We start from the raw sequence: 25,693 nt of genomic DNA on the forward strand, positions 1-25,693 counted from the left end.
CCGGCCGGGAACTCCCGAATCCGACCGCCGGGCAGGATGCTCGACATGTCGAGCGGCGTCGAGAGGAGGCACACGGCATGGGCTCGACACGTCGGCGGTGCTCCGAATCCCGGGCGCGCGGGAGTTTCCGGACTACGCCTCGAGTCCCAGCTCATTGATGCGGCGGCGGAGGGCCCGTTTGGAGACCTCCAGGCGCTGCACCATGGCATCCAGGTCGCCCTCGCACTCGCGGTAGCAGCGGGTGATTTCCTCCGGGGAGAGGTCTCCCGCCGTGCGGATGTTCGGGCTCTTGTCGATGAGATCGTAGATGGAGGGCCGGGGGATGCCGAGCTGGTCGGCCGCCTTCTTGAGATCCCACGCCTGCGCGCGCAGCGCCGCGAGCAGCTCCTGCCCGGAGATGTCGGAGGGCTTGCGGCGGGAAACGAGCTTCGGCTCGGCCACGGCCTTCGGCGGTGGCGTGGCGTGGGGATCCAACCCTTCCACGGGATGCAGGGGCCGTCCGGGAGGAATGGCGACCGAGCCCAGCTCCTTCTCGAGCTGGGGATCCACGCGCAGGTGCGGCTGGCCGCGGCTGGCGATGACGAGCTGGCGCGTCAGGTTGCGCAACTGGCGGATGTTGCCGGGCCAGGAGTAGCGCAGGAGCCGGGACGCCAGCGGCGCGGGCAGCCACGGCTCGGCGTAGGGGTCCTCGGGCGCCAGACGCCAGGCCTCGCCGAGCGCCTCCAGCTCCTCGCGGGCGAAGTGGAAGAAGAGCAGGCCGATGTCCTCGCGGCGCTCGCGCAGCGGCGGCAGGCGGATGTCATAGCCGGCCAGCCGGTGCATCAGCGGCGCCTTGAAACGGCCCTCGCGGATCTGCTCCTCGAGGTTGGCATCCGTCGCGGCGACGAGGCGCACGTCCGTGGCGATGGGGGTGCTCGCTCCCACGGGGAACATCTCCCCCTTCTCCAGCACCCGCAGCAGCTTCACCTGCACCTCCGGAGGCGCCTCGCCCACCTCGTCGAGGAACAGGGTGCCACCCTGGGCCGCGCGGAAGAAGCCCTCCCGGTCCCGGGTCGCTCCGGTGAAGGCGCCCCGCTGCGCGCCGAAGAGCTCGGCGTCCGCCAGCTCCTTGGGGATGGCGCCCAGGTTCACGCCGATGAAGCGCGCCTCGCGGCGGCGGCTGTGCTGGTGGATGGCCTGGGCCACCAGCTCCTTGCCCGTGCCCGTCTCGCCGCGGATGAGCACCGGGACCTTCAGATCGGCCACCTGGGCGATGTGCCGGCGCACCCGGAGGATGCCCGGGCTCTGCCCCACCATGCCCAGCGTGTCCTGGGAGTCGCCCGTGTCGGGCTCGGCCAGGTGGAGCAGCAACACCACGCGCTCGGCGAGCCTCGAGGGGGATGCCCGCGGCCAGCTCCTCGGGCCCGAACTCCCGGCCGCCCCGGATGGGCTCGCCCGCCACCACCTGCGTACCACCCTCCTCGACGAGCACCCGCACCCGTCCTGCCTGGCCGGGTGCGAAGACGATGGGCTTGCGGCTCAAGCAAGGATCCGCGAGGGGCGCGCCCTGCTTCTGCCCGGGCCGCCGGAACTCCGGCGCCTTCCGGGAGAGGGGGACCTCGCCACCCGCGAGGAGTTCCTCCAGCAGGAGCCGCTCGCCCACCCGCTGGGTTGCGGGATGGGAGATGAGGGTCAGCGCCGGAACGAGCCGAAGGGCCCGCTCGCTGGCACGCGGTTTCGGGAGGGAGAACGTACTGATATCTTCCAGCGGGCCGTCAGGCATGGACTGCAAATCTACACCGTCGTTGCGGCCCGCCGAGGGCCCGGGTGGTCCAAAGTCCGGAGCTGTGCGGGAGACATCCGGCGGCGAGCGCTACGGGCGGGGGCACTCGTAGAGGACGGCGCGGCGGATTGCGCGAGGCCGGGGACATGCGCGCGGCTCCGGCGAAAGATGGGAGGGGATACACTCCCGGTGTATCAAGCCTCACATGCGAATGCGCCACTCCACCCGCCCCCTGGCCGCCGCGCTGCTGGGCGCGGCCCTGTCCTTCCTCCCTGGCTGCGAGAGCACGAAGTCGAGCGGCCCTTCTCCTTCCGACACCCAGGCCCGGAATCCCTCGCCCGTGCAGAACGACTCCACTTCCTGGCAGCGTGCCCGCGTAGGTGACCGCGTCGTCTACGCCTTCTCCGGCAACCTGGGCGCCTCGCCCCAGGGCAGCCCTCCGCGCGCGCTCGCGGGACAGGTGGTGGTGGAGGTGGTGGGCGTGCAGCAGCCCTGGGTGTGGCTGCGCGTGTCCTTCACCGACGAGGCCGGCAAGCCCCTGCCCCACCCGCGGCTGGCGCAGGACCAGCTCATCCCGGTGCGCTCGGACACCACGCGCACGCTCGACATGCCCCCGCGGGGCCAGGCCACCGCCGAGAACGCCTCCGCCGCCGGCCGCACCTGGGAGGCCATGCGCTACGTGAGCGACGAGCGCCCCGCGGACGGCCCGCTGCGCACGAACGTGTACGCCGTCCAGCCGGGCCCGCTCTACCTCACCCGCGGCCTGCTCGAGTCCAACATCACGCTCTCCGGCTTCGGCACCCCGGGCAGCTACAAGCTCGAGGTGCGCGAGCTGCGCGAGGGCTCGACGGGAAGCACCGCCGCGGCACCGGCGCTGGAGCGGCCCCTGGGCCCCGGCGCGTACCACGACCGGCGCGTGGAGGTGGGCCCCTCACCCTCCGTGGAGCGCGTGTGCTTCTCCGCCGAGCGCGGCTTCCTGCTGCGCGCCGAGGGCCCCGTCGACGCCGACGCCCCCCCCTGCTCCGACTTCTCCGAGGCGGAGGCGCACCCCCTCGAGGAGATCCTGCTGGGCCTGCCCTTCGAGGCGCTGACCGCCGGTGAGTGGCCTCCGGCCGCGGTCGCATCCGCCACCCGTGGCACCTTCGCTGTGGAGGGCCGCGACGTGCCCGCCCTCAGCGTGCAGCGCAAGTCGGACGAGGGGGGCGCCCAGCGCATCTACTCGGAGACCTACGCGGCCGACCCGTGGGCGCCCGTGCTCGCGGGCCTGCCCTACCCGGCGCGCTTCATGACGCTCTCCGAGAGCACCGAGCGTGTGGGCGCCGGTGGCAAGCGAGAGCCCGAGGGCAGCACCCGGCTCGTGCGCTGGGGCATCTGGCTCCCGGGGGTGCGGAAGTGAAGCCCCGCCTTCTGACCCTCTCCACCGTCCTCGTGCTGCTGGGGCTCGCCTCGGCCCGTCCCGCCGCCGCACAAGGCCCGGCCCTCAAGCGGATCGACACGTTCGTGCAGGAGGAGATGGCGCGCCAGAAGGTGCCCGGTGTCGCCATTGGCATCGTGCATCGCGGAAAGGTCGTGCTGGCCAAGGGGTACGGCTTCGCCAACCTCGAGCACCAGGTTCCGGTGCGCCCCGACACCCTCTTCCAGTCCGCCTCCGTGGGCAAGCAGTTCACCGCCACGGCGGTGATGCTGCAGGTGGAGGCGGGCAGGCTCGCGCTGACGGATCCCCTGACGAAGTTCTTCCCCGACGCTCCCGCCACGTGGGGCGCCATCACCGTGCGCCACCTGCTGACGCACACCTCCGGCATCGCCGATCTCGAGGGCAAGCTCGACTACCGCAAGGACTACACCGATGAGGAGCTTCGCGCGCTTCTGCTACGCGCAGCCCATCGAGTTCACCCCCGGCTCGCGCTGGAGCTACAGCAACAGCGGCTATGTGCTGCTGGGCATCATCGTGAACCGGGTCGCCGGCACCTTCTATGGCAACGTCCTCCGCGACCAGGTCTTCAAGCCCGCCGGCATGACGACGGCGCGGATCATCAACGAGGAGGACATCATTCCCCACCGCGCGGCCGGCTACCGCATGGTCGACGGAGAGGTGAAGAACCAGGAGTGGGTCTCGCCGTCGCTCAACACCACGGCGGACGGAGCCCTCTACCTCTCCGTGAAGGACATGATCGCCTGGGATGCGGCGGTCCAGGCCCGGGCCCTCCTCAGCCCGGAGAGCTGGCAGGAGATCCTCACGCCGGCGAAGCTCTCCAGCGGCGCCACCTATCCCTATGGCTTCGGGTGGGGAATCGACGAGCGCGGCGGCAAACCGCTGCACCACCACTCGGGGTGGTGGCAGGGCTTCACGACGTATTACGCCCGCTTCCTCGGGGACTCGCTCTCCATCATCGCGCTGACCAACTCCGCCAACGCGAGACCCGTGCTCTTCGTGGACGGAATCGCCACGCGGATGAACCCCGCGCTCGCCGTGCCGGTCCCCGCGCCGATCCCGGACACGGAGCCCCAGGTCACCGCGAAGCTGACGGCGCTGCTCGAGCAGGTGCGGAGCGAGCCGCTCACACCGGCCCACTTCGCGTACGCGCCCGGGAGGTTCTTTCCGGAAGGCGCCAAGATGTACCACGAGCAACTGAAGGCCCTGGGCCCCGCGGGGAAGCTGGTGCTGGTCCAGCGGCGCACCCTGGGCGATGACCGGCTCTACGCGTACGAGGTGCAGTTCGGAGCCAAGACCTACCTCTACGCGGTGGGGCTCGCCCCGGATGACCGGTTGACGATGTTCCGGCTGCGGCCGAAGTGATCACGCACGCGGAGCAGGCTCGCCGGTCCCTCTCCCGATGGGAGAGGGAGAGGCGTGTGGGCTCAGGCCACCTCGGACGAGAGCTTCACCTCGATGTTGTCCTTGGTGGCCAGCGAGTACGGGCACACCTTGTGCGCGGCCTGCATCAGCTCATCCGCCTCGGCCTGCGAGACGCCCTCGAGCTTGCCGTGCAGCTCGACCGAGAGGCCGAAGCCGCCCGCCTGCGTCTTCCCGATGGTCGCCTTGGCCGTGATGTGGGCGTCCTTGATCTGCTTCTTCATCTGCCCGGCCACCAGCCGCAGCGCGCCCTCGAAGCACGCCGAATAGCCCGCGGCGAAGAGCTGCTCGGGATTGGTGGAGCCAGCGGTCTCCGGGCCCCCCAGCGCCTTGGGCATGGTGAGCGCCATGTCGATCGTCCCGTTGTCCGAGCGGACGCGGCCGTTGCGGCCTCCGTGCGAGGTGGCGGTGGCGGTGTAGAGCGGCTGGATGGCGACAGGGGCCATGGGGAGACTCCTCCGGAACGGACTGCGAGGTGAGCGGCCCTTCTAACCCGCTCGCCGCCCACTCGCATGGTTCCGGAGGAGCCCCGGTGCCTCAGTGTCGGGGGTACTTCACTTCCAGGAGGCGGCGTGCTGCCTGGCGAACTGGGCGAAGCTCACCGCGTCCATCACCTCGGCGGCGTAGCCCGCCTTGTCGATGCCGTGCAGATCCATCATCGCGTCCACCATCCACGCGGGCATGCCCATGTCGAGCATGGCCTTGTTCGCGGCCGCCTCCGGCACGTCCACGGAGGTGCCCCTTGAGGGCGGACACCACCTGCGAACCAATGGTGCCCGTGGCACCCGTCACCAGAATCGTCGTCATCTCCGCGCCCCTGGTGGACTGAAGGCGGAGCGGACGTTGGCCCTACCGGCGCCCGCGCACCATGCACTCCCCCAGGCCATCCAGGGTCTTCGCGCGCCAGGGTAGAAGGCGAGGCTACCGGCGTCCGCGCACCATGCGCCCCTTGGTCAGGTGCGCCACCGCCTCACCCAGGCCCTCCAGCGTCAGCGGGAACATGTCGAAGACGTTCTTCACCGCCTGGATGGTGTTGCCCCGCCACGTCTGCACGGGCTCGGGGTTGAGCCAGGCGCTGCGCTCGAAATGCCGCGCCAGTTCCATCAGCCACACCAGGCCCTCCTTCCCCTCCGAGGGGTCGTACCGGCCCTCCGCGTTCGTCCGCATCGTCAGCTCGTACGGCGCCATCAACGCGTCACCCACCACCACCAGCTTGTGGTGCCGCCCCACCTGCCCCAGCAAGTCCGGCACGCTGATGCCGCCCACCAGGTACGGCGAGTCGAACACGCGCCCGTACACGCAGTTGTGGAAGTAGTACGTGCGCAGCTCCTTGAAGTGCGTGGCCTGCTTCGCCACCGAGAAGAGCCGACTCACCAGGTGCGCGTACGGGTCCATGGAGCCGCCCACGTCCATCAGCAGCACCACGCGCGTGTTCGGCCGGCGCGGCGGGCGCGTCACCACCTCCAGCTCGCCCGCGTTCTTCGCCGTGGCCGCGATGGTGCCCTCCACGTCCAGCTCGTCCGCGACTCCCTCGCGCGCGAAGGCCCGCAGCTTGCGCAGCGCCACCGCCATCTGCCGCGTGTCCAGCACCACGTCGCCCCGGTAGCCCTGGTACCGGCGCGCCCCCGCCATCTTCATCGCCATGCGGCCACCGCCGCCCTGGGCCCCCTCCCCTCCTACCCGGAAGCCCTCGCGCGGGTGCCCCGAGTGCCCGAAGGGCGATGCGCCCCCCGTGCCAATCCACTTCTTCCCGCCGTCGTGCCGCTCGTCCTGCTCCTCCAACCGCTGCTGGAAGAGCTTCTCCAGCTCCTCCGCGTCGAAGTGCTCCAGCAGCGCCCGCTCCTCGGGCGTCAGCTCGTGCCGCTCGCGCGCCTCCTTCAACCACTCCAGCAGCTCGTCCTTCAGCTTCTGCCCCGCGCCCTCCATGCCCTTGAAGTGCGCCAGGAAGGCCTGATCGAAGGCGTCCAGGTGCGTCTCCGCGTGCACCAGCAGCGCACGCGCCACGTGGTAGAAGCCGTCCAGCGAGCTGTCGTGCAGCCCCGCCTTCAGCGCCCCCGCCAGCGCGAGCGCCTCCTGCGCGCCCACCGGCACCCCGCGCCGCCGCAGCTCATAGAGGAAGGGCAGGAACATGGCTCGCTCCCTCTCAGGCCTTCGTCCGGCGGCCCCGCCCGAAGGCGTCCGCCACCGCCATCAGATCCTGCTCACGCTTCAGCAGCGCGCCCAGGAAGGGCAGGTTGTCCTCCAGCTTCACGTTCGTGACGCCGTTGGCCTTGAGCACGGCGATCCAATCCACCAGCTCGCTCGTGGACGGACGCTTGCGCAGCCGCGTGAAGTTGCGCAGCTCGTAGAAGACCTTGAGGGCCTGCTCCGTCAGCGACTCGTCCAGCCCCGGGTGGTGCACCCCCACGATGCGCCGCATCAGCTCCTGGTCCGGGAAGTCGATGAAGTGGAAGACGCACCGGCGCAGGAAGGCGTCCGGCAGCTCCTTCTCGTTGTTGCTGGTGATGATGACCACCGGGCGGTGCGCGGCCACCACGTCCTCGTTGGTCTCCGAGATGCGGAAGCGCATCCGGTCCAGCTCGTGGAGCAGGTCGTTGGGGAACTCCACGTCCGCCTTGTCCACCTCGTCGATGAGCAGCACCACGCGCTCCTTCGAGGCGAAGGACTCCCCGAGGGGGCCCATGCGGATGTAGCGGCGGATCTCGCGCACGTCCCCGTCACCGAAGCGCGAGTCGTACAGGCGCTGCACGGTGTCGTAGACGTAGAGGCCGTCCTGGGCGCGCGTGGTGCTCTTCACGTGCCAGGTGAGCAGACGCTGGCCCAGGCTCTCGGCGACGGCCTCGGCCAGCAGCGTCTTGCCCGTGCCGGGCTCGCCGCGCACCAGCAGCGGACGCTGGAGCGTCAGCGCGCAGTTGACGGCGGCCTGGAGGCCCTCGCTGGAGAGGTAGGAATCGGTTCCGCGGAAACGAGGAGGAGAGGACGTCATGACGTCCTCTCCTTTAACACCGGTCCGCCTCCGGCGCCTGCCCGGCCGCTAGTTGCTGGCGTCGTTGGCCACCACGATCATCGGCTCCGCGTTCACGCGGCGGCCCACGAAGCGCAGCGAGGCGTCGCAGTTGGCCGGGGAGCAGCCGGTACCCCCGGTGCACGCGTAGCTCAGCGCGATCGTGCCCTCCACGGTCTCACCCACCTTGTCGAAGGTGTAGGTGGCGCGGCTGGTGCGGTTGGGGCCGGTCCGCGTCCGCTCGATGGTGAACGTCGGCTTGTCCGCCTCGGTGCTCACGATGGCGTCGCCCGCGGTGAGCTGCACCAGGGCATCGCCCAGCGGGTAGCTGATGTCACCCACCTGCAGGTACTGCCGGTCTTCGACGCCGTCCCAGATGATCCACTGCCCGACATCGACGACGTTGTCCGTCCGGTCATCGACGGCGGGCGCCGTGCCCGAGCTGTAGCAAGAGCCAGGCAGGTTGCTCAGGGGAGAGCGATCGATGGACACCCGGTAGTAGCGAGGCTGCTCACCACAGCCCATCAGGCCCCCCAGCATCACGGCGGCCACGGCGTACAGCGACGAACGCATGTTCATGGTTGTTCCTCTTCGGGTTGGGAGCGCGGGAATCCGCGCCGGACTCCGGGCCCACTGCCAGGCAGCGGGCGGTCTGCATGCTTCCGGGGGAGCCGAGCAACCCCGGCAGCGTCGGAGTATCCGGAGCCGGGGGCGATGCGCAAGGTCCAGGGTGCTCCCCTCGGACGAGGAGCGGCAGTAACTTCCCCCTACTTCCCGCCTCCACGCGGTGCATGAGCGAGCATGGCCCACACGCCTCTACGCATCGTCAGCTACAACGTCCGCTACTTCGGACACGCCCTGCGCGGGCTCGCCAGCACGCTCGGCCCCAAGCGGCGGGTCTCCGCGGCGCTGGCCGCGTTGGATCCACTACCGGACATCATCTGCCTGCAGGAGGTGGAGACCCAGTCGTTCCGCAGCAATGTCGCCCACCGTCGCACCCGCCCCGACGAGACGCAGTTGGAGGCCTTCATGGGGCGCATGGAGGAGACGTTCACCAACCTGCGCCGGCCCATGCCCTACGAGGCCTTCTACTTCCGCGCCCACCACTACAAGGTGGGTGAGTTCTCGCTCTACACCACCGGGCTGGCCATCCTCGTCAACACCCGGCGGCTCGCGGTGGACACGCACAACATGGACTCGCCGCACCAGATCACCCACCACCATGTGCGGGCGCTGCGCGAGCGCAAGCAGAGCCGCATCTGCGCCCACATGCGGCTGCTGAGCCGTGAGGACGGACTGCCCTTCCACATCTTCAACACGCACCTGAGCCTGCCCACGCCCTTCTCCCGCGCCTTCTGGGCCACCCGGGAGAAGATGGGCAACGGCATCAACCAGCTCCACGAGGCGCGCGCCCTGGCGCAACTGGTGCGGGCCCGGGCCAACGGCGAGCCCTTCGTCGTCTGCGGAGACTTCAACTCCCCGCCCGCCTCGCCCGTCTTCCACTACCTGTGCGACGAGGCCTGCTTCATCGACGCCCAGGCGGCGGTGGGACAGATAGACCCGCGGCACCCGCGCGCCTTCCCCACCGCCGGCTTCATGCATATGCGCATGCACCTGGACCACATCTTCTCCGGGGGCGGCGTGCGCTGGCTGGACGCCGACGAGACGTGCGCCTTCGGGGACGTGCGCAGCCGCTTCCACGGCCTCTCGGACCACATGCCGCTCATCGCGCGCTTCCAGCTCGAGCCACCGGCGGCGCAGGCCGAGCCTCCCGCGCCCGCCGGGGCGTGAGTCACGGCCGAGGGTTACTGCGAGGACTCGCGGAAGAGGAACGTCACCCGGCCATTGGGCTCGAGGAAGGCCGCGCGCACGCTTCGCAGGTCGTCCCGGCCGTGGGAGCGCAGCCGGCTGAGCAGCTCCTTCCGGGAGATGCGGCTCTTGCGCAGGTTCTCGTGCACCAGCTCGCCCTCGTGCACCAGCTCCAGCGGGCGGCCTTCCAGCACCCGGGCCACGGCGCGGTCGCGGAACGACAACCACGAGAAGAACCGGTCCCAGGCGCCCAGCGTGGCCAGGGCGAGGAAGCCCGTGGTGAGGCTGTTGTCATCCCCCACGAGCGTCCGGCGCAGGCACACCGTGAGGAGGAAGAGGAGCGCCAGGTCGAAGGTGGAGTAGCGCCCCAGCTCCTTGCGCCCGAGCAGCCGCAGCACGAGCTGCGAGAAGAGGAACACCATGGAGACGCGGAAGACGACCTCCAGCGGATGTATTTCGGGAACCCAGATGCTGTGCCAGTCGATCGGTTTCATGCAGGGAAGCTGCCCATGGGTGGTGGCCGTGGCTTTCCCCTGCTCCCACCGATGTCCAGCGGCCGGGCAACCCCGGGCCCCGCTCCGTCCCTCGCCCCGGGAGAGGGAGCGCGGCCCGCTGGTGCCCCCTCTGCCGGGACTCACGGGGCGGCCCCGCCATCTCCAACCTGTAGGCTCTAGGAGGTAACCCTCTCCCCCCGATGGGACACATGGCTGGCGATGACTTCAGGGAGGTGATGGACGCCATGGCGGATCCACTCGTGGCCTGTGACGGCGACGAGCGCGTCCTCTACCTGAATCCGGCCGCCGAACGCCTGCTCGGCTGGAAGCCGGGGGAGCTGCCGGGGCGGCCCTTCACCTGTCTCGTTCCCGAGCGCCTGCGCTCCTTCGAGGGCCGCTCCTTCCTGCGCTACCTGTTGGGGCGGCGGCGTGCGCTGAGCGGGCGCCCCGTCCGGGTGTCCCTGCTGCGCCGCGAGGGGTCCGAGCTGGAGGTGGAGGTGACGGTGGGCACCTCCATGGGAGGCGGCGGGGAGCGCATCGCCGTGGTGATGCGGCGCCCGCCGGAGCTCCCCGACTACACCGACGAGCCCCTCGAGCGGTTGTCCTCCGCGGGCCACCCGCGCACGGCCCCGCCGGTCTCCCCCGGGGAGCGCGCCTACCAGCTCGTCTTCGAGAACGCGCCGCTGGGCCTCTTCCACTTCGACACCACGCCCATCATCGTCGCGTGCAACGACTACTTCGTGCGCATCATGGGCTCCTCCAAGCGGATGCTCATCGGGCTCAACCTGCTCACGCTCCAGGACGAGGCCATCCTGGCCTGCGTGCGCGATGTGCTCTCCGGGCGGCACGCCTACTACGAGGGGGAGTACCACTCGGTCACCTCGGGCAAGGCCACCCCCGTGCGGGCCCACTTCGCGCCCTGCTTCAACGAGGACGGCCAGGTGGAGGGAGGCGTAGGCATCGTCGAGGACGTCACCGAGCAGCGCAGCGCGGAGGCCGAGCGCGACCGCCTCTTCCGCGAGGCGCAGGAGGCCATCCGCGTGCGCGACGACTTCCTCACCATCGCCTCGCACGAGCTGAAGACTCCGCTCACCCCGCTGTCGCTGCGGCTGGCCAGCCTGGAGCGACGGCTGGAGCGCAAGGAGCCGGTGGACCCCGCCCTGTTGCGCCACGCGCGCCAGCACCTGGTGCGGCTGGCGGCGCTCATCAATGACCTGCTGGATGCCTCGCGCATCGAGGCCGGCCGGCTCGCGCTGCACCTCGAACCCACCCGGCTGGATGCGATCATCGAGCGCGTGCTGACGGTGATGGACGCCGAGCGGGGCCAGCACCGCATCGACTACTCGCACCCGCCGGAGGCCGTGCGCATCCGGGGAGATGCGTACCGGCTGGAGCAGGTCATCGCCAACCTGCTGGAGAACGCCCTCAAGTACAGCCCCGCGGACAGCACGGTGCGCGTGACGCTGGACGCGCGCGGGGACTTCGCGCTGCTGTCCGTGGCGGACGAGGGCATTGGCATTCCCCGCGACCAGCAGGAGCAGCTCTTCGAGCGCTACTTCCGCGCCCGGAACGTCTCCGTGACGTCCTACGGAGGGCTGGGGCTGGGCCTCTACATCAGCCGCGACATCGTCGAGCGCCACGGCGGCCGCATCTGGGTGGAGAGCGAGGTGGGCCGGGGCGCCACCTTCCACGTGGCCCTCCCGCTGCTGTCCGCCGCCAACCCCACGCCGCCCGAGCCGCGGCCCTCCACGGGTCCGTCCCAGCAGGTGCACTGAGCCCATGAAAAAAGGCCGGGCCCCGCCTCCCAGAGGGAGAGGAGCCCGGCCCGAGTCACGGGAGGCGAGGCCTCAGTTCCGGCGGCGGCGGCGCGCCAGCGTGAGGAACGTGCCCAGGCCCATCAGCAGCAGCGAGGCGTCACCGCCCGTGGCCGAGCAGCCCACACCATCACCCAGGAAGGCGATGTCCCCGTCCTCGTTGCCCGTGCCAGCCGACACGGTCCAGGTGCGGGTGGCCGGGGTGGCATCCACGTTGCCGGCGGCATCGCGGGCACGCACCTGCAGGGTGTGCTCGCCCTCGGCCAGGTCCGTGAAGGTCACCGGCGAGGTGCACGGGGTGTAGGCGGCACCATCCAGGCTGCACTCGAAGGTGACACCCGGCTCGTTCGAGGAGAACTCGAACGTCGCGGTGCGCTCCGGAGTGGTGCCCGACGGACCGGAGGTGATGTTCGTCTCCGGCGCCGAGGTGTCCTGCACGACGGTGAAGGTGCGCGGCTCGGACGTGGTGCTGGAGTTGCCAGCCTCATCCGTGGCACGGACCTGCACCTCGTGGGGACCGGTGGTCAGCGGCGTGGTGGGCGTGTAGCTCCAGTTGCCGGACGCATCCGTCCGGACGGTGCCCACCTCGGTGCCGTCGATGATGACGGTGACGGTACTGTTGGGCTCCGCGCTGCCGGTAATGACCGGCGTGAGGGTGTCCACCGTACCGTTCTCCTCCGGGCTCGCCACGACGGGCACGGCGGGCGCGGTGGTATCCACCGTCCAGGAGTAGCTGGCCGGCGAGGCGTCCACGTTGCCCGCGGCATCACGCGCGCGCACCTGGAGCGTATGAGCCCCATCGCTCAAACCCGTGAAGGTCTCCGGGTCCGAGCACGAGGTGAAGGCGGCACCATCCAGGCTGCACTCGAACGTCGCCCCCGCCTCCGGCGAGCTGAAGTCGAACGTCGCGCTCGTCGCGTTGGTGAGGCTCGGCGGACCCGAGACGATGGTGGTGTCCGGCAGCGCGGCGTCCACCGTCCAGGAGTAGCTGGCCGGCGAGGCGTCCACGTTACCCGCGGCGTCGCGCGCGCGCACCTCGAGCGTATGCGAACCGTCGGCCAGCCCCGTGAAGGTCACCGGATCCGTGCAGGCGGTGAAGGCGGCCCCATCCAGGCTGCACTCGAACGTCGCCCCCGCCTCCGAGCTGAAGTCGAACGTGGCGTCCGGCGAAGTGGAAAGGAGCGGCGGACCCGAGACGATGGTGGTGTCCGGAGAGGAGGTGTCCACCGTCCAGGTGTAGCTGGCGGGAGTCGGGTCCACGTTACCCACGGCATCCCGCGCGCGCACCTGGAGCGTGTGCTCCCGGTCACCCGGCAGACCCGTGAAGGTCACCGGATCCGTGCAGGAGGTGAAGGCGGCCCCATCCAGGCTGCACTCGAACGTCGCCCCCTCCTCCGAGCTGAAATCGAACGTCGCGCTCGTCGCGTTGGTGAGGCTCGGCGGACCCGAGACGATGGTGGTGTCCGGCGCCGTGACATCCACCGTCCAGGTGTAGACCGCCGGAGTCGGATCCATGTTGCCCGCCGCGTCCACGGCGCTCACCTCGAGCCGGTGCTCTCCATCACCCAGGCCCGTGAAGGTCACCGGGTCCGTGCAGGGGGTGAAGTCCAGCGCGGCATCCAGCCTGCACACGTAGGAGACACCCGCCTCCGAGCTGAAGTCGAACGTCGCGCTCGTCATGTTGGTGAGGCTCGGCGGACCCGAGACGATGGTGGTGTCCGGTGCCGTGACGTCCACCGTCCAGGTGTAGCTGACGGGCGTCGGGTCCACGTTGCCCACGGCATCCCGCGCGCGCACCAGGAGCGTGTGCTCCCGCTCATCCAGCCCCGTGAAGGTCACCGGGTCCGTGCAGGGCGTGAAGGCGGCCCCATCCAGGCTGCACTCGAACGTCGCGCCCGCCTCCGAGCTGAAGTCGAACGTCGCGCTCGTCGCATTGGTGCGGACAGGCGGGCCCGAGACGATGGTGGTGTCCGGCGGCGTGAGGTCCACCGTCCAGGTGTAGCTGGCGGGCGTCGGGTCCACGTTGCCCACGGCATCCCGCGCGCGCACCAGGAGCGTGTGCTCCCGCTCATCCAGCCCCGTGAAGGTCACCGGGTCCGTGCAGGAGGTGAAGGCGGCCCCATCCAGACTGCACTCGAACGTCGCACCCGCCTCCGAGCTGAAATCGAACGTCGCGCTCGTCGCGTTGGTGCGGACGGGCGGGCCCGAGTCGATGGCGGTGTCCGGCGGCGTGAGGTCCACCGTCCAGGTGTAGCTGGCGGGCGTCGAGTCCACGTTGCCGGCGGCGTCACGCGCGCGCACCAGGAGCGTGTGCTCCCGCTCACCCAGCCCCGTGAAGGTCACCGGGTCCGAGCAAGGTGTGAAGGCGGCACCATTCAGGCTGCACTCGTACGTCACACCCGCCTCCGGCGAGCTGAAGTCGAACGTCGCGCTCGTCGCGTTGGTGCGGCTCGGCGGGCCCGAGACGATGCTGGTGTCCGGCGGCGTGACGTCCACGGTGAAGGTGTTGGCCGTGCTCCTGGCGCTCTGCACCCCGTTGAGCTCCGTGGCCGCCTGCACCGTATGGCTGCCCTCGGAGAGATCCGCGGGCAGCGCGAAGAGGTAGGTACCGGCGGAGTTGGACGTCGCCCGGCCGACCTCGACCCCATCGATGTAGATGACCACCGTGGTGTTGGCCTGGGCCGTGCCCTCGATGAGCGGCCGGCGGTTGCTGGTGACGCTGCCATTGGCCGGCGTGGTCACCGTGGGCACCGGCGGCACGGTGAATCCGGTCGTCAGCGTGACGGGGATGCCGTTGGTACCCGCCGTCGCTCCGTAGGTCAGGCCGTCGGGAGCCGTGGGGTCCTGCTGGTTGCCGGGTCCGGCGCCCGTGAGATTGAGGGAGCAGGTGCCTCCCGTCGCGGCCTGGAACAACACCCGGCCACCACCACCACCACCGCCGGGACCCACCCGGCCGGTGTTCACCGTGCCACCGACGCCGCCATTGGCGGAGACCGAGTTGCACGCCGCCGTGCTGGCGAAGCGCAGATAGATGGAGCCACCCGCGCCACCGCCGCTGCCTCCATCCGAATCCGTGGAGCCGCCACCACCACCCGAGGCCTGGATGGTGCCCGTGCCCGTGAGCTGCTGGGCCCGGATGAAGATGGCGCCACCGCCTCGTCCACCCGGCGCGCCCGTCCCGTCGGTGCCTTGACCGGCTCCGCCGCCACCGCCCAGCGTGAGGTGGTTCAGCAGCGAGTAGATGAGCGCCGTTCCGCCCATGCCGCCAACAGGCCGGGCCGTACCAATGGAGCCATCCGAGCGCCCGCCCATGCCACCGGGCCCGTAGTTGCCACCACCACCACCGCCCGACTTGTGGCAGATGCCACCGCCAGCGCCGTTGGCCACGTTGCCGCGGCCGGTGTGCGTGGCGCCATAGCGCACGTTGGCGATGCCCTCGCCCTTCTGCGCGCCCAGGGCCGCGGGCTCATCCAGCCCCGTGCAGCCCAACGTGGTCGTTTCGTCATCGACGAACAGGCCTCCGCGGAAACCAACGGCATTGGCGTTGATCTGCCCGGGGTTGTTCACCGTGCCCGTGGCCAGGAACGCGATGACACCGCCCGCGCTCCCGTTCCAAGGGGTCGCGATGATGCGTGAGGTGGTCGCGGTGAGGGTGACACTCGCGTACTCGGGGACCCGGATGACCTGGGTCACGTTCGCCGCGTAGGAGGAGACGAGCGGCGCGGTCAGCGTCAGCGTCGACCCCGAGACCGAGGCCAGCCGCGCGAACTCCCAGCGGCCCACCGGGTCATTGGTGATGTCGAGGGCACCCGGCGCGCCGGAGTCGGGCACCGGGACGACACCGGTCGTCTGGAGCACCATCACCAGGTCTCCCGCCGTGAAGCAGGCGATGTTGCCCAGGCATGCCCCCATCGGAATGGCGGTATCCCCCGGGGCCAGCGGTCCCGTCACCTGGGCATAGCTGTTGATGGTGCTGCTGGTAGCGGCCGGCACCGTGAGCGAGCCGTTGCGTCCGGTGCCCAGACCGAACGAGTCCGGCTCGGCCAGCGCCGCCGTCGAGCCGAGGGCCAGCACGCACAGTGCCGCCGCGAGCCACTTCTTGAAGAGTCCGTTCTTCATGTTCTTCGATTCCTTCGGTTACGGCAGCTCGCGCTCGGGGGTGACGATGATGAACTCCACGCGCCGGTTGGCCGCGCGGCCCTTGTCCGTCTTGTTGGAGGCAATGGGCTGGTCGGGACCGAAGCCCTTCGCCTCCAGGCGCGCCGGTTCCACGCCCTTGCTCACCAGGTAGCCCTTCACCGCCTCGGCCCGCGCCAGCGACAGCTCGCGGTTGGCTTCCGCGTTGCCGCGGTTGTCGGTGTGGCCCTCGATGACCATTTTGTCCACCTCGGGGTGCTGCTGGAGGATGCGCGCCACTTGGTCCAGCATCTTGAAGGACCGCGGCTGGATGACGGCCTTGCCGGTGGCGAAGAACACCTGCTCCTTGATCTCCAGCTTGCCCTTCTGGATGGCCACCATCTGCTTCTGCTTCTCCGGGCAGCCCGCGTTGGTCGCCACGCCCTTCTCGGCGGGGCAGTTGTCCAGGTGGTCCGACACGGTGTCGCCGTCGGTGTCCTTCGCCGGGCAGCCGCGCAGCTCCGTCAGGCCGGCCTCCGTGGGGCACCTGTCCGCCGCGTCCTCGACGCCATCCTTGTCCGCGTCCCGCACCGGGCAACCCTGGCGCTCGGCCGGGCCCGCCTCCGTGGGGCACTTGTCCGCGCTGTCCTCGAGCCCGTCCTGGTCCGCGTCCCGCACCGGGCAACCCTGGCGTCCGGCCGGGCCCGCCTCCGTGGGGCACTTGTCCGCGCTGTCCTCGAGCCCGTCCTGGTCCGCGTCCCGCACCGGGCAACCCTGGCGCTCGGCCGTCCCCGCCTCCGTGGGGCACGAGTCCGCGCCGTCCTCGATGCCGTCCTGGTCCGTGTCCTTCACCGGGCAGCCCTGGCGCTCGGCCGGGCCCGCCTCGGCGGGGCACTTGTCCTCGGCATTCTTCACGCCATCGCCGTCGTCATCGCGGCGCGAGGCGTCCACCCGCTCGCCCCCGCCCACCGCCATGCCGAGCAGCACGCGGAAGGTGGGCGTGCCCGGCGCATCCCCGAAGCCGGGGCCACCGAGCGCGTAGGCCTCGAGCGACTCGCCCAGGGGCAGCCGCAGGCCCGCCAGCACCTCCAGGGAGCCCGACTCGCGGGTGAGCGGCACGCTGCCGCGCACGTTGGCTCGCCCCGCAGCCCTTCGCCCGTGGTGGCCAGCACCGCGCCCAGCCGCACCTCGTTGCCCAGCTCGTCCTGCACCTCGCCCGCGTCACCGAGGACGACGGCGGGACGGATGAGCGCGCCCGCCTCCACGCCCGCGCGCAGCGCGCCGAAGCTCCGGCCCACCATCACCTTGGGCGAGAGCCGCACGATGCTGTCGCGCGAGAGCGTGTCCACGCTGCCCACGGGCAGGCCCACGCCCAGTTCGAGCGCCAGGTCCACCGGCGCCTCCCGCCGCTGCGCGAGCAGTCCCAGCCGCACGTGCGCCGTGGGCGTGGACAGGCCGGTGCTCGCCGGTGCCGCGACGCCCTGCGCGCTCAAGTCATCCCCGCGCTGCCAGGCCACCAGCGGCAGTTGCACGCCCAGCTCCAGCCAGTGCATCGGCGCCCAGGCCGCCAGCAGGTGCGCCGTCACCCGGTCTCCCACCACCGAGCCCAGCCGGTTGCCATTCCGGTACATCACCAGGGGATCATTCTCGTACTGCCCCGCGAGCGAGAGGCGGAAGCCGCCCTTGGGCAGCAGCTCGCCCGTGCCCATGAGCAGCGAGCCCCGGCCGTTGGGGTTGAGCTCCAGACGCTCCAACTCGAACGCCGGCAGGCCCGTGGGCTGCGCGAGCGCGGCCGAGGCGAACAGGAAGGTGGCAACAGCGGACAGGCGCATATATCCCGCCCGCTTCGTCCCGCCCCTGCGGGACGGATTGGTGTGGCTCATGATTTCTCCGTGTCACTCCCTGTACGGCCCTGGATGACGCCGGGCGCATACAGACCCGACCCACGCCGGGGTGTCCAGAGATCGTTCAGGGTAGGGCACACGCCCGCTTGTCCTTCGGGGAACCGCGATTCCGGCTTCCAGCCCCGCTGGAGAAGTCTCGCGCCCGGCTGCTCTGTCCTTCAGTGAACCGGTCGTTCGTACTCCCAGTGCGGCTGGAGGGCAAAGAAACGTTGCGGTGAAGGCAACAGGTGCGCACCGTGGGTCCAGTGAGCGTCCTGAGGCGAATCGGTTGCGGCCTGGGCCTCGGGCTGCTCGGGTGGTTGCTGAACCTGGCCGCCCTCGAGGTGTTGCCCGGGGTGCATCTGCTGCTCGGGCCGCTGCTGGTGCTCATCGCGGCGGTGCTGTTCGGCCCGGTGGCCGGAACGCTGGCGGGGGCGGTGTCCGGCGCGAGGACGCTCTGGCTGTGGGGCCACCCGTGGGGCTGGCTCAACATCACCCTGGAGGGCCTCTTCGTGGGCCTGCTGCGCCGGCGCCTCACCCCGGTGGTGGCGGACGCGCTGTATTGGCTCTTCAGCCCGCTGTACTTCCTGCTCACCTACTCCCTGCTGGCGGACATCCCCACCTCGGCCATCATGGTGGCGGGAGTGAAGCAGGCGGTGAACGGGCTGCTGGCGGCGCTCATCCTCCAGGTGGTGCTGCTCATCCCCTCCGTGCGCAGGCGTCTGCGCCCCCTGCTGCCGCTGCCGCTGGCGGACATGTCGCTGGGGCGGGCGTTCGGCTCGGCGCTCACGCTGGGGGCCATCATCCCGCTGCTGGTGGTGGGCAGCTCCGAGGGCCGCGAGCGCTACACCTCCGAGGTGCGGCAGGTGGACGAGGCCAACCTGCATGCCGCCCGGGTGGTGGCCAATGAAATCGAGAGCAGCCTGTCGCACGCCCGCCATGGTGTGTCGCGGCTGGCCCGCACGCTCTCGGCGAGCCTCTCACCGGAGGGGGCGCTGCCGGGGCCAAACTTCCTGGAGGGGGAGCTGGACGCGCTCGTCACCTACTCACCCGAGGTGCTCAACGCCTATGTGGGGAGTCCGGAGGGGGTGGCGCTCGCGTTCTCCCCGCGCACGGACGCGTCGGGCCGTCCGCTGGCGGGCACCGACTTCTCGGACCGGCCCTATGTGCAGCGGGCGCGGCGGGCGCGCGAGCCGCTCGTGAGCGACGTCTTCCTCGGGCGCGGAGGTGTCCACGGGCCGCTGGTGGTGACGGTGGCGCCCGTGCGCCGCGACGAGCACTACGCGGGATATGTGCTGGCGGCGGTGGATCTCCCGCGGCTGCGCCGGCACGCCCGCGCGCAGGTGGAGGATACCCAGCGGCGCATCCTGGTCGTCGACGCGCGGGGCGGCCTGGTGTTCGACTCGGCGGAGGAGGGGCCGGGGCAGCTTCGCAGCATCATCAGCACGGCGCTGGCGCAGGCCCTGGAGCAGGTGAGCAGCGGCGGCACGGGCACCTACGAGGCCAGCGGAGAGGACGCGGTGATGCTGGTGCGCATGGGCACGCTGCACCACTTCGGCATGGTGGAGGTGCCGCCGCTGGGCTGGAGGGTGGTGGTGCAGCAGCCGGGCACGCGCCTGCAACAGGATGTGGAGCGCTCGTACTTCGGCCTGCTCGGGACGATGGTGCTGGCCACGGTCGCGGCGATGCTGCTGGCGCTCGCCTTCTCGCGCACCATCGTCGCGCCGGTGCAGGGGGTGTCGCACGCGGCGGCACGGCTGGCGGCGGGAGAGCGCACGGCCCGCGCCTCCGAGGTGGCCGAGGACGCACCGCGCGAGCTGAACCAGTTGGCGGAGACCTTCGACCGGATGGCCTGGCAGCTCTCGCGGCAGTTGGAGGCCATCGAGCGCACCAGCCGGGAGAAGGACGCCTTCCTCTCCATCGCCTCGCACGAGCTGAAGACGCCGCTCACGGCGCTCAAGGCGCAGGTGCAGTTGTTGCGGCGCAAGCTGGGGGACGAGCACGCGCAGCGGCTGGACAACGTGAGCCGGCAGGTGGACCGGGTGACGCGGCTGGTGAATCAGCTCCTGGACGCCTCGCAACTGGGCCTGGAGCAGATGCCCCTGCAGCGGACGCGGCTGGACCTGGGCGAGCTGGTGCGGCGGGTGTCGGAGTCGCTGGTGAGCGCCTCGCCGCTGCACACGCTGGAGCTGGAAGCGGAGCCCGTGGTGGGCGAGTTCGACGAGCTGCGCCTGGAGCAGGTGGTGCACAACCTGGTGTCCAACGCCATCAAGTACAGCCCGACGGGCGGCGCCATCGAGGTGTGGACGCGGATGCTGCCGGAGGGCGAGGCGGAACTGGTGGTGGCCGACCGCGGCATCGGCCTGCGGGTGGTGGACGAGGAGCAGCTCTTCGGGCGCTTCGAGCGGGGAGACCGGCGCGAGCTGACGGGCATCGCGGGCATCGGCGTGGGGCTGTACGTGTCACGGGAGATCGTCCGCCGCCACGGGGGGCACATCTCGCTGCGCCCGCGCGAAGGAGGCGGCGCGGTGGCCACCGTGCGGCTACCGGCGGCCGCGGAGCCGGAGCATGACCACCGCGTCTCGCCCACGCACCAGGAAGAAGGGCGAGGGCCTCACTCGTAACGCCTCACCCCAGCACGCCCAGCGCGTGCGCCAGCCGCCAGGCCACCACCAGCAGGTGCGCGTCCCGCACCGCATCCAACTGGCTCACGAGCACCTCCAGCGGTATCCAGCGCAGCCGAGAGTCACAGGCCGCATCGGCCTCGACTTCCACGGCGAACGGCCAGACCAGCTCGGGGGTGACACCCGGCGTCGCGTGGTACGAGCCGCCGAGCTCCCAGGTGCGGCGCACCGTGACGGAGAACTCCTCACGCAGGCGCTCGGCGATGAAGGCGGGCACCTGATTCAAGCCGGTGAGCGTCCGGGGCAGCCGCCACGCCGGTGTCACCGCGAGGGTGGCGCTGCCCGTGAAGTGCTGCACCACCGGCAGGTCCCTGTGCTCGAGACCCACCCGGATGCCCTCCGCCGTCCGCACCACCGGGAGCGCCACCGCCGTGTTGCGGCTGGCCTCGCGGGGGACGAGGTACTCGCGCGGCACGCTCGCCAGCTCGCGCCCGTCCGCGTCGCGCTCGGAGAAGGTGCCGGTGCGCAGGTCCAGGTAGCCGGGCGTTCCGTCCTCGTGCGTCGAGAACACCGCGCGCCGCGCGGGAGCCAGCGCATCATCGGCCCACTTCGGCCCACGGGACTGCTCGGAGAGCTGGATGGGGGCGCCGATCCACGGCCCGGGCGAGGTGCCCAGGTGGCGCAGCAGGCGATGGATGTTCAGCTCCAACCGGGCATCCACCATGCCGCCCACGTGGCAGGCGCGGAGCACCTGGCGCGCGTCCAGCTCCCGCACCGAGCCGGAGCTGGTGAACGGGCCATAATCAGGCGCCGGCAGTCCTGTCGCCGGAGCCACCTCCACCAGCCAGGCCGACACGCGCTCGCTCACGCCGCCGGGCGAGGTGAAGTAGTGCGCGGGCCCGCCCAGGGCGCGGAGGCTCTCCGCCGGAAGCCCGGCCCGCTCTTGCAGGACGCGCGCGATGGCCTTGTCCGAGGCCTCCCCCGCGTGGGTGATGGCGGCGAGGGGCTCGGTGACGTAGCCGGACAGCTCCGCGCCCCCGAGGTTCGGGTGGGCCGCGCACGCATTGACGATGGGCCTCGGGAAACCCTTCTTGGCCAGCACGAACACCTGGCCGTCCTGGCGGAACCAGGGCAGCAGGTCCAACGTCCGCCCCGGGCGCTCCACCAGCTCCCAGACGCGGCCGGTCTCCCCATGACGCCAGGCACTGAGGGACAGGAAGCGCGGCGACGTGAGCGGCTCGCTGTGCTCCTCGCGCAGCCCGACACCGGCCCCCGCGGGCACCTTCTCGCCCACGATGAGGTAGTTGGTGGGCGGGTACGGCAGCGCCCGCCCATCGAGCCCCGTCAGGTGGAACTGGCCCTCGTAGCGGTTGGCGATGATCCACGGGTTGCGGATGGGCATCGAGCTGAGGATGCGCAGCCCGCGGCGCCGGAAGGCGGCCTCGAACTGGGACTGGGAGTAATAGGTGTACTCCTCGAGCAGCTCCACGTCCCAGTCGGTGCGGTAGTCCTTGCGGAGGATGAACTCGTTGGCGGCGCGCAGGGCGAGCCGGTAGCGCACGTGCCCCGGGTGCGGCGAGTCGAGCCGCGTGTAGGGCACCGGGCCGTCCCGGTTGACGCTGCAGCGGAAGTCGCGCGCGAAGCGCTCGAAGAGCGCGGCGGTGGACAAACCCTGGACGGGGCCCTCGGCGGCCCCATTCGTGGTGGGCAGATCCAACCACACCTCCCCGGGCCCGTCGGGGACGAGGAAGTCGCGGATGATGATGACGCCGCCGGTGCGCAGCGCGCGCACCTGGTTGTCCAGACACGTCTCCAGACGGGCGAGCGAGAAGTCATTGAAGCTGGTGACGTGGTGGAGCACCGACGAATCGAGCACCCCATCCAGGGACTCGGGAGGGAAGACGGGGTCGGCGATGTCGCCCGCCACGAAGCGGAGGTTGGGGCGCCGCCAGGCGGCGGCGGCCATGTCCACGGACACGGGGTTGATGTCCACGCCCACCAGCTCCAGGCCGCCGTAGAGACAGGCCAGGTCATAGGTGCCGCGGCCCGAGCCGCTGCCCATGTCCGCCACCCGGCCCCGGGTGGGGAAGTGGGCGGTGGTGAGGGCCACCTTCTGCTGCATGGACGCGTCCATGCCCGCGAAATAGGTGGCGTAGTGGTCCGCATCGCCGCGGTGCTGGGCGGCGTACGTCTCGGCCGTGCTCGTCGGGTTCCCCATGGGCGCCCCACTCTATCAGCGGAACAAAAGCCCCCGTGTTAGCGTCCAAGGGGTATGCGTCCCGTCCCCGAGCCGCCGCCCATGTCCACCCGCGCCCTGCTGGCGTGCCTGGTGCTCGCCGCCGCGGCCAGCCTCTTCCTCTGGCAGACGGTGTGGCTGTACCCCTTCCGGCTGCTGGTGACGCTCATGCACGAGAGCGGACACGCCCTGGCGGCCTGGGCCGTGGGCTCCCACGTGAGCAGCGTCACCATCAGCCCCGCCACGGGCGGGCTCACCTACCACTCCCTTACCGGCTCGCTCTGGAGGGAGCTGACCATCGCCTCCGGGGGGTACGTGGGCTCCTCGCTGGCCGGGGCGCTGCTCCTCGTGGCCGCCGGGCGCATGCGCAGCGGACGTGCGCTGCTGTGGGCCCTGGTGGTCTGGATGGTGGGTGTGGCCGTCCTCTGGGTGCCGCTGCTCCCGCCGGACCCGGGCCAGGCCCACGCGCTCGCCACCGGCTCCTCGCAATCGGACGGACTCTTCACGCTCGGCTTCATCGCCGGCATGGGCGCCCTGCTGGGACTGGTGGCGTGGAAGGGGCCGGTGTGGATGCGGCGCGGGCTCGTGGTGTGGATCGCCGCGCTCTCGTGCCTTCTGGCACTGCAGGACATCAAGGGCCTGTTCGGCTACGGCCTGGAGGTGGGCGTCTCGGACGCGCACGCCATGGCGCAACTCACGTACCTGCCCGCGCCCTTCTGGGCGGCGGTGTGGATGGTGGTGTCGCTCGCGGCCATGTGGCTGGGACTGCGCTCCATCATCCGGCGCCGGCGGCTGATGGCCTCCCGAGGCCCGGAGATGCCTGGCCGGCTGTACATGCGTTGACCCGCGGGGCGGCTCAGAAGACCAGGGTGGTGCGGCCCTCCCGGTGGGCCTGGAAGAACTCCCGCACCTGCTGCACGACGAAGTGCCCGGCCAGACAGCTCACGTCCACCGGCTCCAGGCGCCGGCACAGCTCCTCGTCGAGGGGTATCCTCTCGAGCCCGAACACCGCCTCCAAGACGCGGAGAGGCTCGGTCTGGCCTCGAGTCCATTCCTCCTCCGTCGGCTCCCGCCCGAGCACCTGGCGCAGCACATTCCGGTCCTGGAAGAGCATCACCTCCGCGTCCGGTACCACCAGCACCACCTTCCACAGGTCCGTGTAGTCAACCTGGACCAGCGCGTAGACGAGGAAGCGGTGCAGCTCGCGAATCTTCTGGAGCTCGGCCGAGCGCGTCCCCGCGACGAGGGCCACGATGGCCTTGCGGTTGCTGAGGACGGACCTCGCCAGGGAGACACTCTCCGAGAAGACATCCGTTCCGAGCACCCGCAGCTCAGGCCCGAACTCGGGTTCGAGCAGCTTGCGAAGCACCAGGGCGTTCACCTCTCCTCGCACGACGAGACACGGAATCATCGAAGGTCCTCCGCCTTGAGTTCGTAATCCACCTGGGCTTCCTCCACGGCCTTTCGCCATTTGGCCCCGAGGGCCGCACGCATGCCGCCCCTCAGAGCGAGGGAGATATCCCTGCCGTGCCACAGCAGGACATTGCGCAGGGGCTGCGCGTAGGACTCTCGTAGTGCGGGCTCGGTGAACCCGCTCACGCTGAACATCAGACCCAGAGCGGCCGGGGGCCGCCGATCGACCCGGACCTTGAACTTCGCGATCGGGTTGAAGTCGACGGGCTCCCGCCAGTGCTTGCACTCGACCAGACACGAGAGTCCGTCGACGTAGATCGCCCCATCCACCTGCTCCCACAATCCCCTGTAGGGCCAGATGACCTGCGCTCCCTCGAGCTGGAATGCACGCAGGATGAGGTACTCGAAAGCCTTTCCTGGCGGCCAGGACTCGAGGCTCTGAGCATCCCGCAGCTGCTTCCACAGGTCGATCAGCGCGGCCCTCCCCATGGACCGCACCCAGCCGATGTACCTCTCCTCCCCCCCTTCCACGCCCCACCTCCCGCCCCCGACCACTCCCTCACATGCGCAAAGGCTAACGAGCCCCTCTGACACGCGTTGTGATCGGACCTCCCCGCCATTCATTGCCCACGCACGTGCCGTGCGCATGCCGCGCACAGAAGTATCCGCCGTGGGAACCCATCACGTCAAGTTGGCTTATCTACCTGTCCGGTCATCTGCTCGCATGACAGGACAGGGTCTGGGCAAAGGGCGGCGAGGCGTCCTATCGCAGTCCGTCCTGGACCTGTCCGCGCTGGAGGAGCCCGGCCATCTGCTCCACGTCGTGCGCCACCACGAGGTTCAGCTCCGGCGTGGCCTTCCGCAGCTCGTGGAGGTAGCGGAGCTGATTCGCCATCGCCGCGCCGTCCTCGCCTAGAAACCAGTTCACCAGCCTCGGGTGCATGCGCGGCAGCCGGATGTTGTCCTGGTGCCACGCGATGTCGCCCACCAGGAGGAACTCCCGGCCGTCCGCCAGCCGCACGTAGACCATCTGCGTCCCCGGCGTGTGGCCCGGCGCCTTGATGAGCACGAGGCCCGGCCGCAGCAGGTGCAGCCGCTCGTAACGCAGCGGCTTCAACCGGCCCACCACCTCCGGGGTGAAGCCGGCGCGCTCGGGCTCCCGCCCGTGGAGCTGCTCCTCCGTCATCACCACCCGCGGAGCGATTTCACCGAAGTACGGTGAGTGCGCGATGCCCGAGCTGTGGTCGAAGTGCTCGTGCGTGAGGGCGATGGCGTCGGCGCGACGCATCACCTCCTGGAGCCGGGCGTAGTTGTCCGCCTGGAAGCGGGAGCCGGGCATGTTGCCCTCCAGCGTCTCCGCATCACACCCGGTGTCGAGGATGACGGCCCGTCCATCGGCGTAGTGGACCTGGTGCGACTGGTACACGGATGCACGCGTCCCGAGGAACCGCCCCGCCACCACGGCGAAGTCTGGCATGACGCCCTCGCCCACCACGATGCGGCGGAACTCCGTGGGCAGCGGCTCGCCCGTCGACGTGGCGAGCGCGCGCAGCTCCGGGAGCGATGGACCGAAATCCGTGCGCTCGGGGACTGGCACGGCGGTGAGCCCGATGGCGAGAAACACCACCGCCACCGCGGCCACCCCGAGCAACACCTTCCACACACGGCGCACGGGCTTCTTCAT

18 protein-coding genes and 2 pseudogenes are annotated in these 25,693 nt (G+C 70.7%); 6 read left to right on the plus strand and 14 right to left on the minus strand.

Annotated features, from left to right (window positions below; genetic code table 11):
- Positions 1–132 precede the first annotated feature (132 nt).
- A pseudogene (locus tag ACN28I_RS24860) lies at positions 133–1,762 on the minus strand (sigma 54-interacting transcriptional regulator).
- A gap of 205 nt (positions 1,763–1,967) precedes the next feature.
- Here ACN28I_RS24860 and ACN28I_RS24865 point away from each other — a divergent pair.
- Both ACN28I_RS24865 and ACN28I_RS24870 read left to right on the plus strand, forming a co-directional pair.
- Positions 1,968–3,158, plus strand: coding sequence for a DUF6068 family protein (locus ACN28I_RS24865; RefSeq protein WP_420944426.1), 1,191 nt, complete (start codon positions 1,968–1,970; stop codon positions 3,156–3,158).
- Positions 3,159–3,274: 116 nt separating this feature from the next.
- Positions 3,275–4,559 (plus strand): annotated as a pseudogene (locus tag ACN28I_RS24870) (serine hydrolase domain-containing protein).
- 62 nt (positions 4,560–4,621) lie between these two features.
- On the opposite strand, the gene ACN28I_RS24875 reads toward ACN28I_RS24870, so the two are convergent.
- From ACN28I_RS24875 to ACN28I_RS24895, 5 genes are all read right to left on the minus strand, one after another.
- Positions 4,622–5,062 carry an organic hydroperoxide resistance protein gene (locus ACN28I_RS24875; RefSeq protein ID WP_420944427.1) on the minus strand — a complete coding sequence of 147 codons (441 nt, stop codon included), beginning with the start codon at positions 5,060–5,062 and terminating at the stop codon, positions 4,622–4,624.
- A 108-nt stretch (positions 5,063–5,170) separates the two neighbouring features.
- Positions 5,171–5,347: a hypothetical protein gene (locus tag ACN28I_RS24880; protein WP_420944428.1), complete on the minus strand. Its 177-nt coding sequence runs from the start codon at positions 5,345–5,347 to the stop codon at positions 5,171–5,173.
- Positions 5,348–5,537: 190 nt separating this feature from the next.
- A complete protein-coding gene (locus ACN28I_RS24885) occupies positions 5,538–6,746 on the minus strand; it encodes a vWA domain-containing protein (RefSeq protein ID WP_420944429.1) in 1,209 nt (402 codons plus the stop codon).
- 13 nt (positions 6,747–6,759) lie between these two features.
- The gene (locus ACN28I_RS24890) at positions 6,760–7,602 is read right to left on the minus strand and encodes an AAA family ATPase (protein ID WP_420944430.1); all 843 of its coding nucleotides are present in this window, start codon (positions 7,600–7,602) and stop codon (positions 6,760–6,762) included.
- Between the two features lie 48 nt (positions 7,603–7,650).
- Positions 7,651–8,199 (minus strand): hypothetical protein, encoded by a 549-nt coding sequence (locus tag ACN28I_RS24895; protein WP_420944431.1) that lies wholly within the window; start codon positions 8,197–8,199, stop codon positions 7,651–7,653.
- 222 nt (positions 8,200–8,421) lie between these two features.
- On the opposite strand from ACN28I_RS24895, the gene ACN28I_RS24900 reads away from it, so the two are divergent.
- On the plus strand, positions 8,422–9,411 hold the full coding sequence (locus tag ACN28I_RS24900; protein ID WP_420944432.1) for an endonuclease/exonuclease/phosphatase family protein: 990 nt from the start codon (positions 8,422–8,424) through the stop codon (positions 9,409–9,411).
- A gap of 14 nt (positions 9,412–9,425) precedes the next feature.
- On the opposite strand, the gene ACN28I_RS24905 is transcribed toward ACN28I_RS24900, so the two are convergent.
- On the minus strand, positions 9,426–9,923 hold the full coding sequence (locus tag ACN28I_RS24905; RefSeq protein ID WP_420944433.1) for a DUF421 domain-containing protein: 498 nt from the start codon (positions 9,921–9,923) through the stop codon (positions 9,426–9,428).
- 209 nt (positions 9,924–10,132) lie between these two features.
- Between ACN28I_RS24905 and ACN28I_RS24910 the strand changes: the two genes are divergently transcribed.
- Entirely contained in the window at positions 10,133–11,698 is a 1,566-nt protein-coding gene (locus ACN28I_RS24910; protein WP_420944434.1) for a PAS domain-containing sensor histidine kinase, read from the plus strand.
- A gap of 72 nt (positions 11,699–11,770) precedes the next feature.
- Here the strand turns inward: ACN28I_RS24910 and agmC are convergent, their stop codons facing one another.
- Genes agmC through ACN28I_RS24925 form a run of 3 tightly spaced genes read right to left on the minus strand, consistent with a single transcriptional unit; the run spans position 11,771 to position 17,736 of the window.
- On the minus strand, positions 11,771–15,856 hold the full coding sequence (gene agmC / locus ACN28I_RS24915; RefSeq protein WP_420944435.1) for an adventurous gliding motility protein AgmC: 4,086 nt from the start codon (positions 15,854–15,856) through the stop codon (positions 11,771–11,773).
- 18 nt (positions 15,857–15,874) lie between these two features.
- A complete protein-coding gene (locus ACN28I_RS24920) occupies positions 15,875–16,828 on the minus strand; it encodes an OmpA family protein (protein WP_420948707.1) in 954 nt (317 codons plus the stop codon).
- The gene (locus ACN28I_RS24925) at positions 16,765–17,736 is read right to left on the minus strand and encodes a hypothetical protein (RefSeq protein ID WP_420944436.1); all 972 of its coding nucleotides are present in this window, start codon (positions 17,734–17,736) and stop codon (positions 16,765–16,767) included. The genes ACN28I_RS24920 and ACN28I_RS24925 overlap by 64 nt, the downstream gene beginning before the upstream one ends.
- Before the next feature lie 257 nt (positions 17,737–17,993).
- Here ACN28I_RS24925 and ACN28I_RS24930 point away from each other — a divergent pair, with 257 nt between their 5' ends.
- Positions 17,994–20,360 (plus strand): ATP-binding protein, encoded by a 2,367-nt coding sequence (locus ACN28I_RS24930; protein WP_420944437.1) that lies wholly within the window; start codon positions 17,994–17,996, stop codon positions 20,358–20,360.
- Between the two features lie 4 nt (positions 20,361–20,364).
- Here ACN28I_RS24930 and ACN28I_RS24935 read toward each other — a convergent pair whose 3' ends face one another.
- Complete coding sequence (locus ACN28I_RS24935) at positions 20,365–22,578, minus strand: methyltransferase domain-containing protein (protein WP_420944438.1); 2,214 nt, start codon at positions 22,576–22,578, stop codon at positions 20,365–20,367.
- Positions 22,579–22,659: 81 nt separating this feature from the next.
- Here ACN28I_RS24935 and ACN28I_RS24940 point away from each other — a divergent pair, with 81 nt between their 5' ends.
- Positions 22,660–23,439, plus strand: a complete 780-nt coding sequence (locus ACN28I_RS24940; RefSeq protein ID WP_420944439.1) for a M50 family metallopeptidase — start codon at positions 22,660–22,662, stop codon at positions 23,437–23,439.
- A gap of 13 nt (positions 23,440–23,452) precedes the next feature.
- Here the strand turns inward: ACN28I_RS24940 and ACN28I_RS24945 are convergent, their stop codons facing one another.
- From ACN28I_RS24945 to ACN28I_RS24955, 3 genes are all read right to left on the minus strand, one after another.
- Positions 23,453–24,007 (minus strand): hypothetical protein, encoded by a 555-nt coding sequence (locus ACN28I_RS24945; RefSeq protein ID WP_420944440.1) that lies wholly within the window; start codon positions 24,005–24,007, stop codon positions 23,453–23,455.
- Complete coding sequence (locus ACN28I_RS24950) at positions 24,004–24,498, minus strand: restriction endonuclease (protein ID WP_420948708.1); 495 nt, start codon at positions 24,496–24,498, stop codon at positions 24,004–24,006. Before ACN28I_RS24950 ends, ACN28I_RS24945 begins: the two co-directional genes overlap by 4 nt.
- 274 nt (positions 24,499–24,772) lie before the next feature.
- The gene (locus ACN28I_RS24955; protein WP_420944441.1) at positions 24,773–25,693 is read right to left on the minus strand and encodes an MBL fold metallo-hydrolase; all 921 of its coding nucleotides are present in this window, start codon (positions 25,691–25,693) and stop codon (positions 24,773–24,775) included.

Origin of the sequence: Archangium gephyra (genome assembly GCF_049060025.1) — a bacterium.
Taxonomy (GTDB): domain Bacteria; phylum Myxococcota; class Myxococcia; order Myxococcales; family Myxococcaceae; genus Archangium; species Archangium gephyra_A.

What these genes read in the sequence shown, in the direction of transcription:
- ACN28I_RS24955 (WP_420944441.1), bottom strand. Translation starts at nt 25,693, where the DNA reads ATGAAGAAGCCCGTGCGCCGTGTGTGGAAGGTGTTGCTCGGGGTGGCC.
- agmC (WP_420944435.1), bottom strand. Translation starts at nt 15,856, where the DNA reads ATGAAGAACGGACTCTTCAAGAAGTGGCTCGCGGCGGCACTGTGCGTG.
- ACN28I_RS24865 (WP_420944426.1), top strand. Translation starts at nt 1,968, where the DNA reads ATGCGAATGCGCCACTCCACCCGCCCCCTGGCCGCCGCGCTGCTGGGC.
- ACN28I_RS24905 (WP_420944433.1), bottom strand. Translation starts at nt 9,923, where the DNA reads ATGAAACCGATCGACTGGCACAGCATCTGGGTTCCCGAAATACATCCG.
- ACN28I_RS24900 (WP_420944432.1), top strand. Translation starts at nt 8,422, where the DNA reads ATGGCCCACACGCCTCTACGCATCGTCAGCTACAACGTCCGCTACTTC.
- ACN28I_RS24885 (WP_420944429.1), bottom strand. Translation starts at nt 6,746, where the DNA reads ATGTTCCTGCCCTTCCTCTATGAGCTGCGGCGGCGCGGGGTGCCGGTG.
- ACN28I_RS24945 (WP_420944440.1), bottom strand. Translation starts at nt 24,007, where the DNA reads ATGATTCCGTGTCTCGTCGTGCGAGGAGAGGTGAACGCCCTGGTGCTT.
- ACN28I_RS24920 (WP_420948707.1), bottom strand. Translation starts at nt 16,828, where the DNA reads ATGGCGGTGGGCGGGGGCGAGCGGGTGGACGCCTCGCGCCGCGATGAC.
- ACN28I_RS24895 (WP_420944431.1), bottom strand. Translation starts at nt 8,199, where the DNA reads ATGAACATGCGTTCGTCGCTGTACGCCGTGGCCGCCGTGATGCTGGGG.
- ACN28I_RS24950 (WP_420948708.1), bottom strand. Translation starts at nt 24,498, where the DNA reads ATGGGGAGGGCCGCGCTGATCGACCTGTGGAAGCAGCTGCGGGATGCT.
- ACN28I_RS24940 (WP_420944439.1), top strand. Translation starts at nt 22,660, where the DNA reads ATGTCCACCCGCGCCCTGCTGGCGTGCCTGGTGCTCGCCGCCGCGGCC.
- ACN28I_RS24875 (WP_420944427.1), bottom strand. Translation starts at nt 5,062, where the DNA reads ATGGCCCCTGTCGCCATCCAGCCGCTCTACACCGCCACCGCCACCTCG.
- ACN28I_RS24925 (WP_420944436.1), bottom strand. Translation starts at nt 17,736, where the DNA reads ATGAGCCACACCAATCCGTCCCGCAGGGGCGGGACGAAGCGGGCGGGA.
- ACN28I_RS24890 (WP_420944430.1), bottom strand. Translation starts at nt 7,602, where the DNA reads ATGACGTCCTCTCCTCCTCGTTTCCGCGGAACCGATTCCTACCTCTCC.
- ACN28I_RS24910 (WP_420944434.1), top strand. Translation starts at nt 10,133, where the DNA reads ATGGCTGGCGATGACTTCAGGGAGGTGATGGACGCCATGGCGGATCCA.
- ACN28I_RS24935 (WP_420944438.1), bottom strand. Translation starts at nt 22,578, where the DNA reads ATGGGGAACCCGACGAGCACGGCCGAGACGTACGCCGCCCAGCACCGC.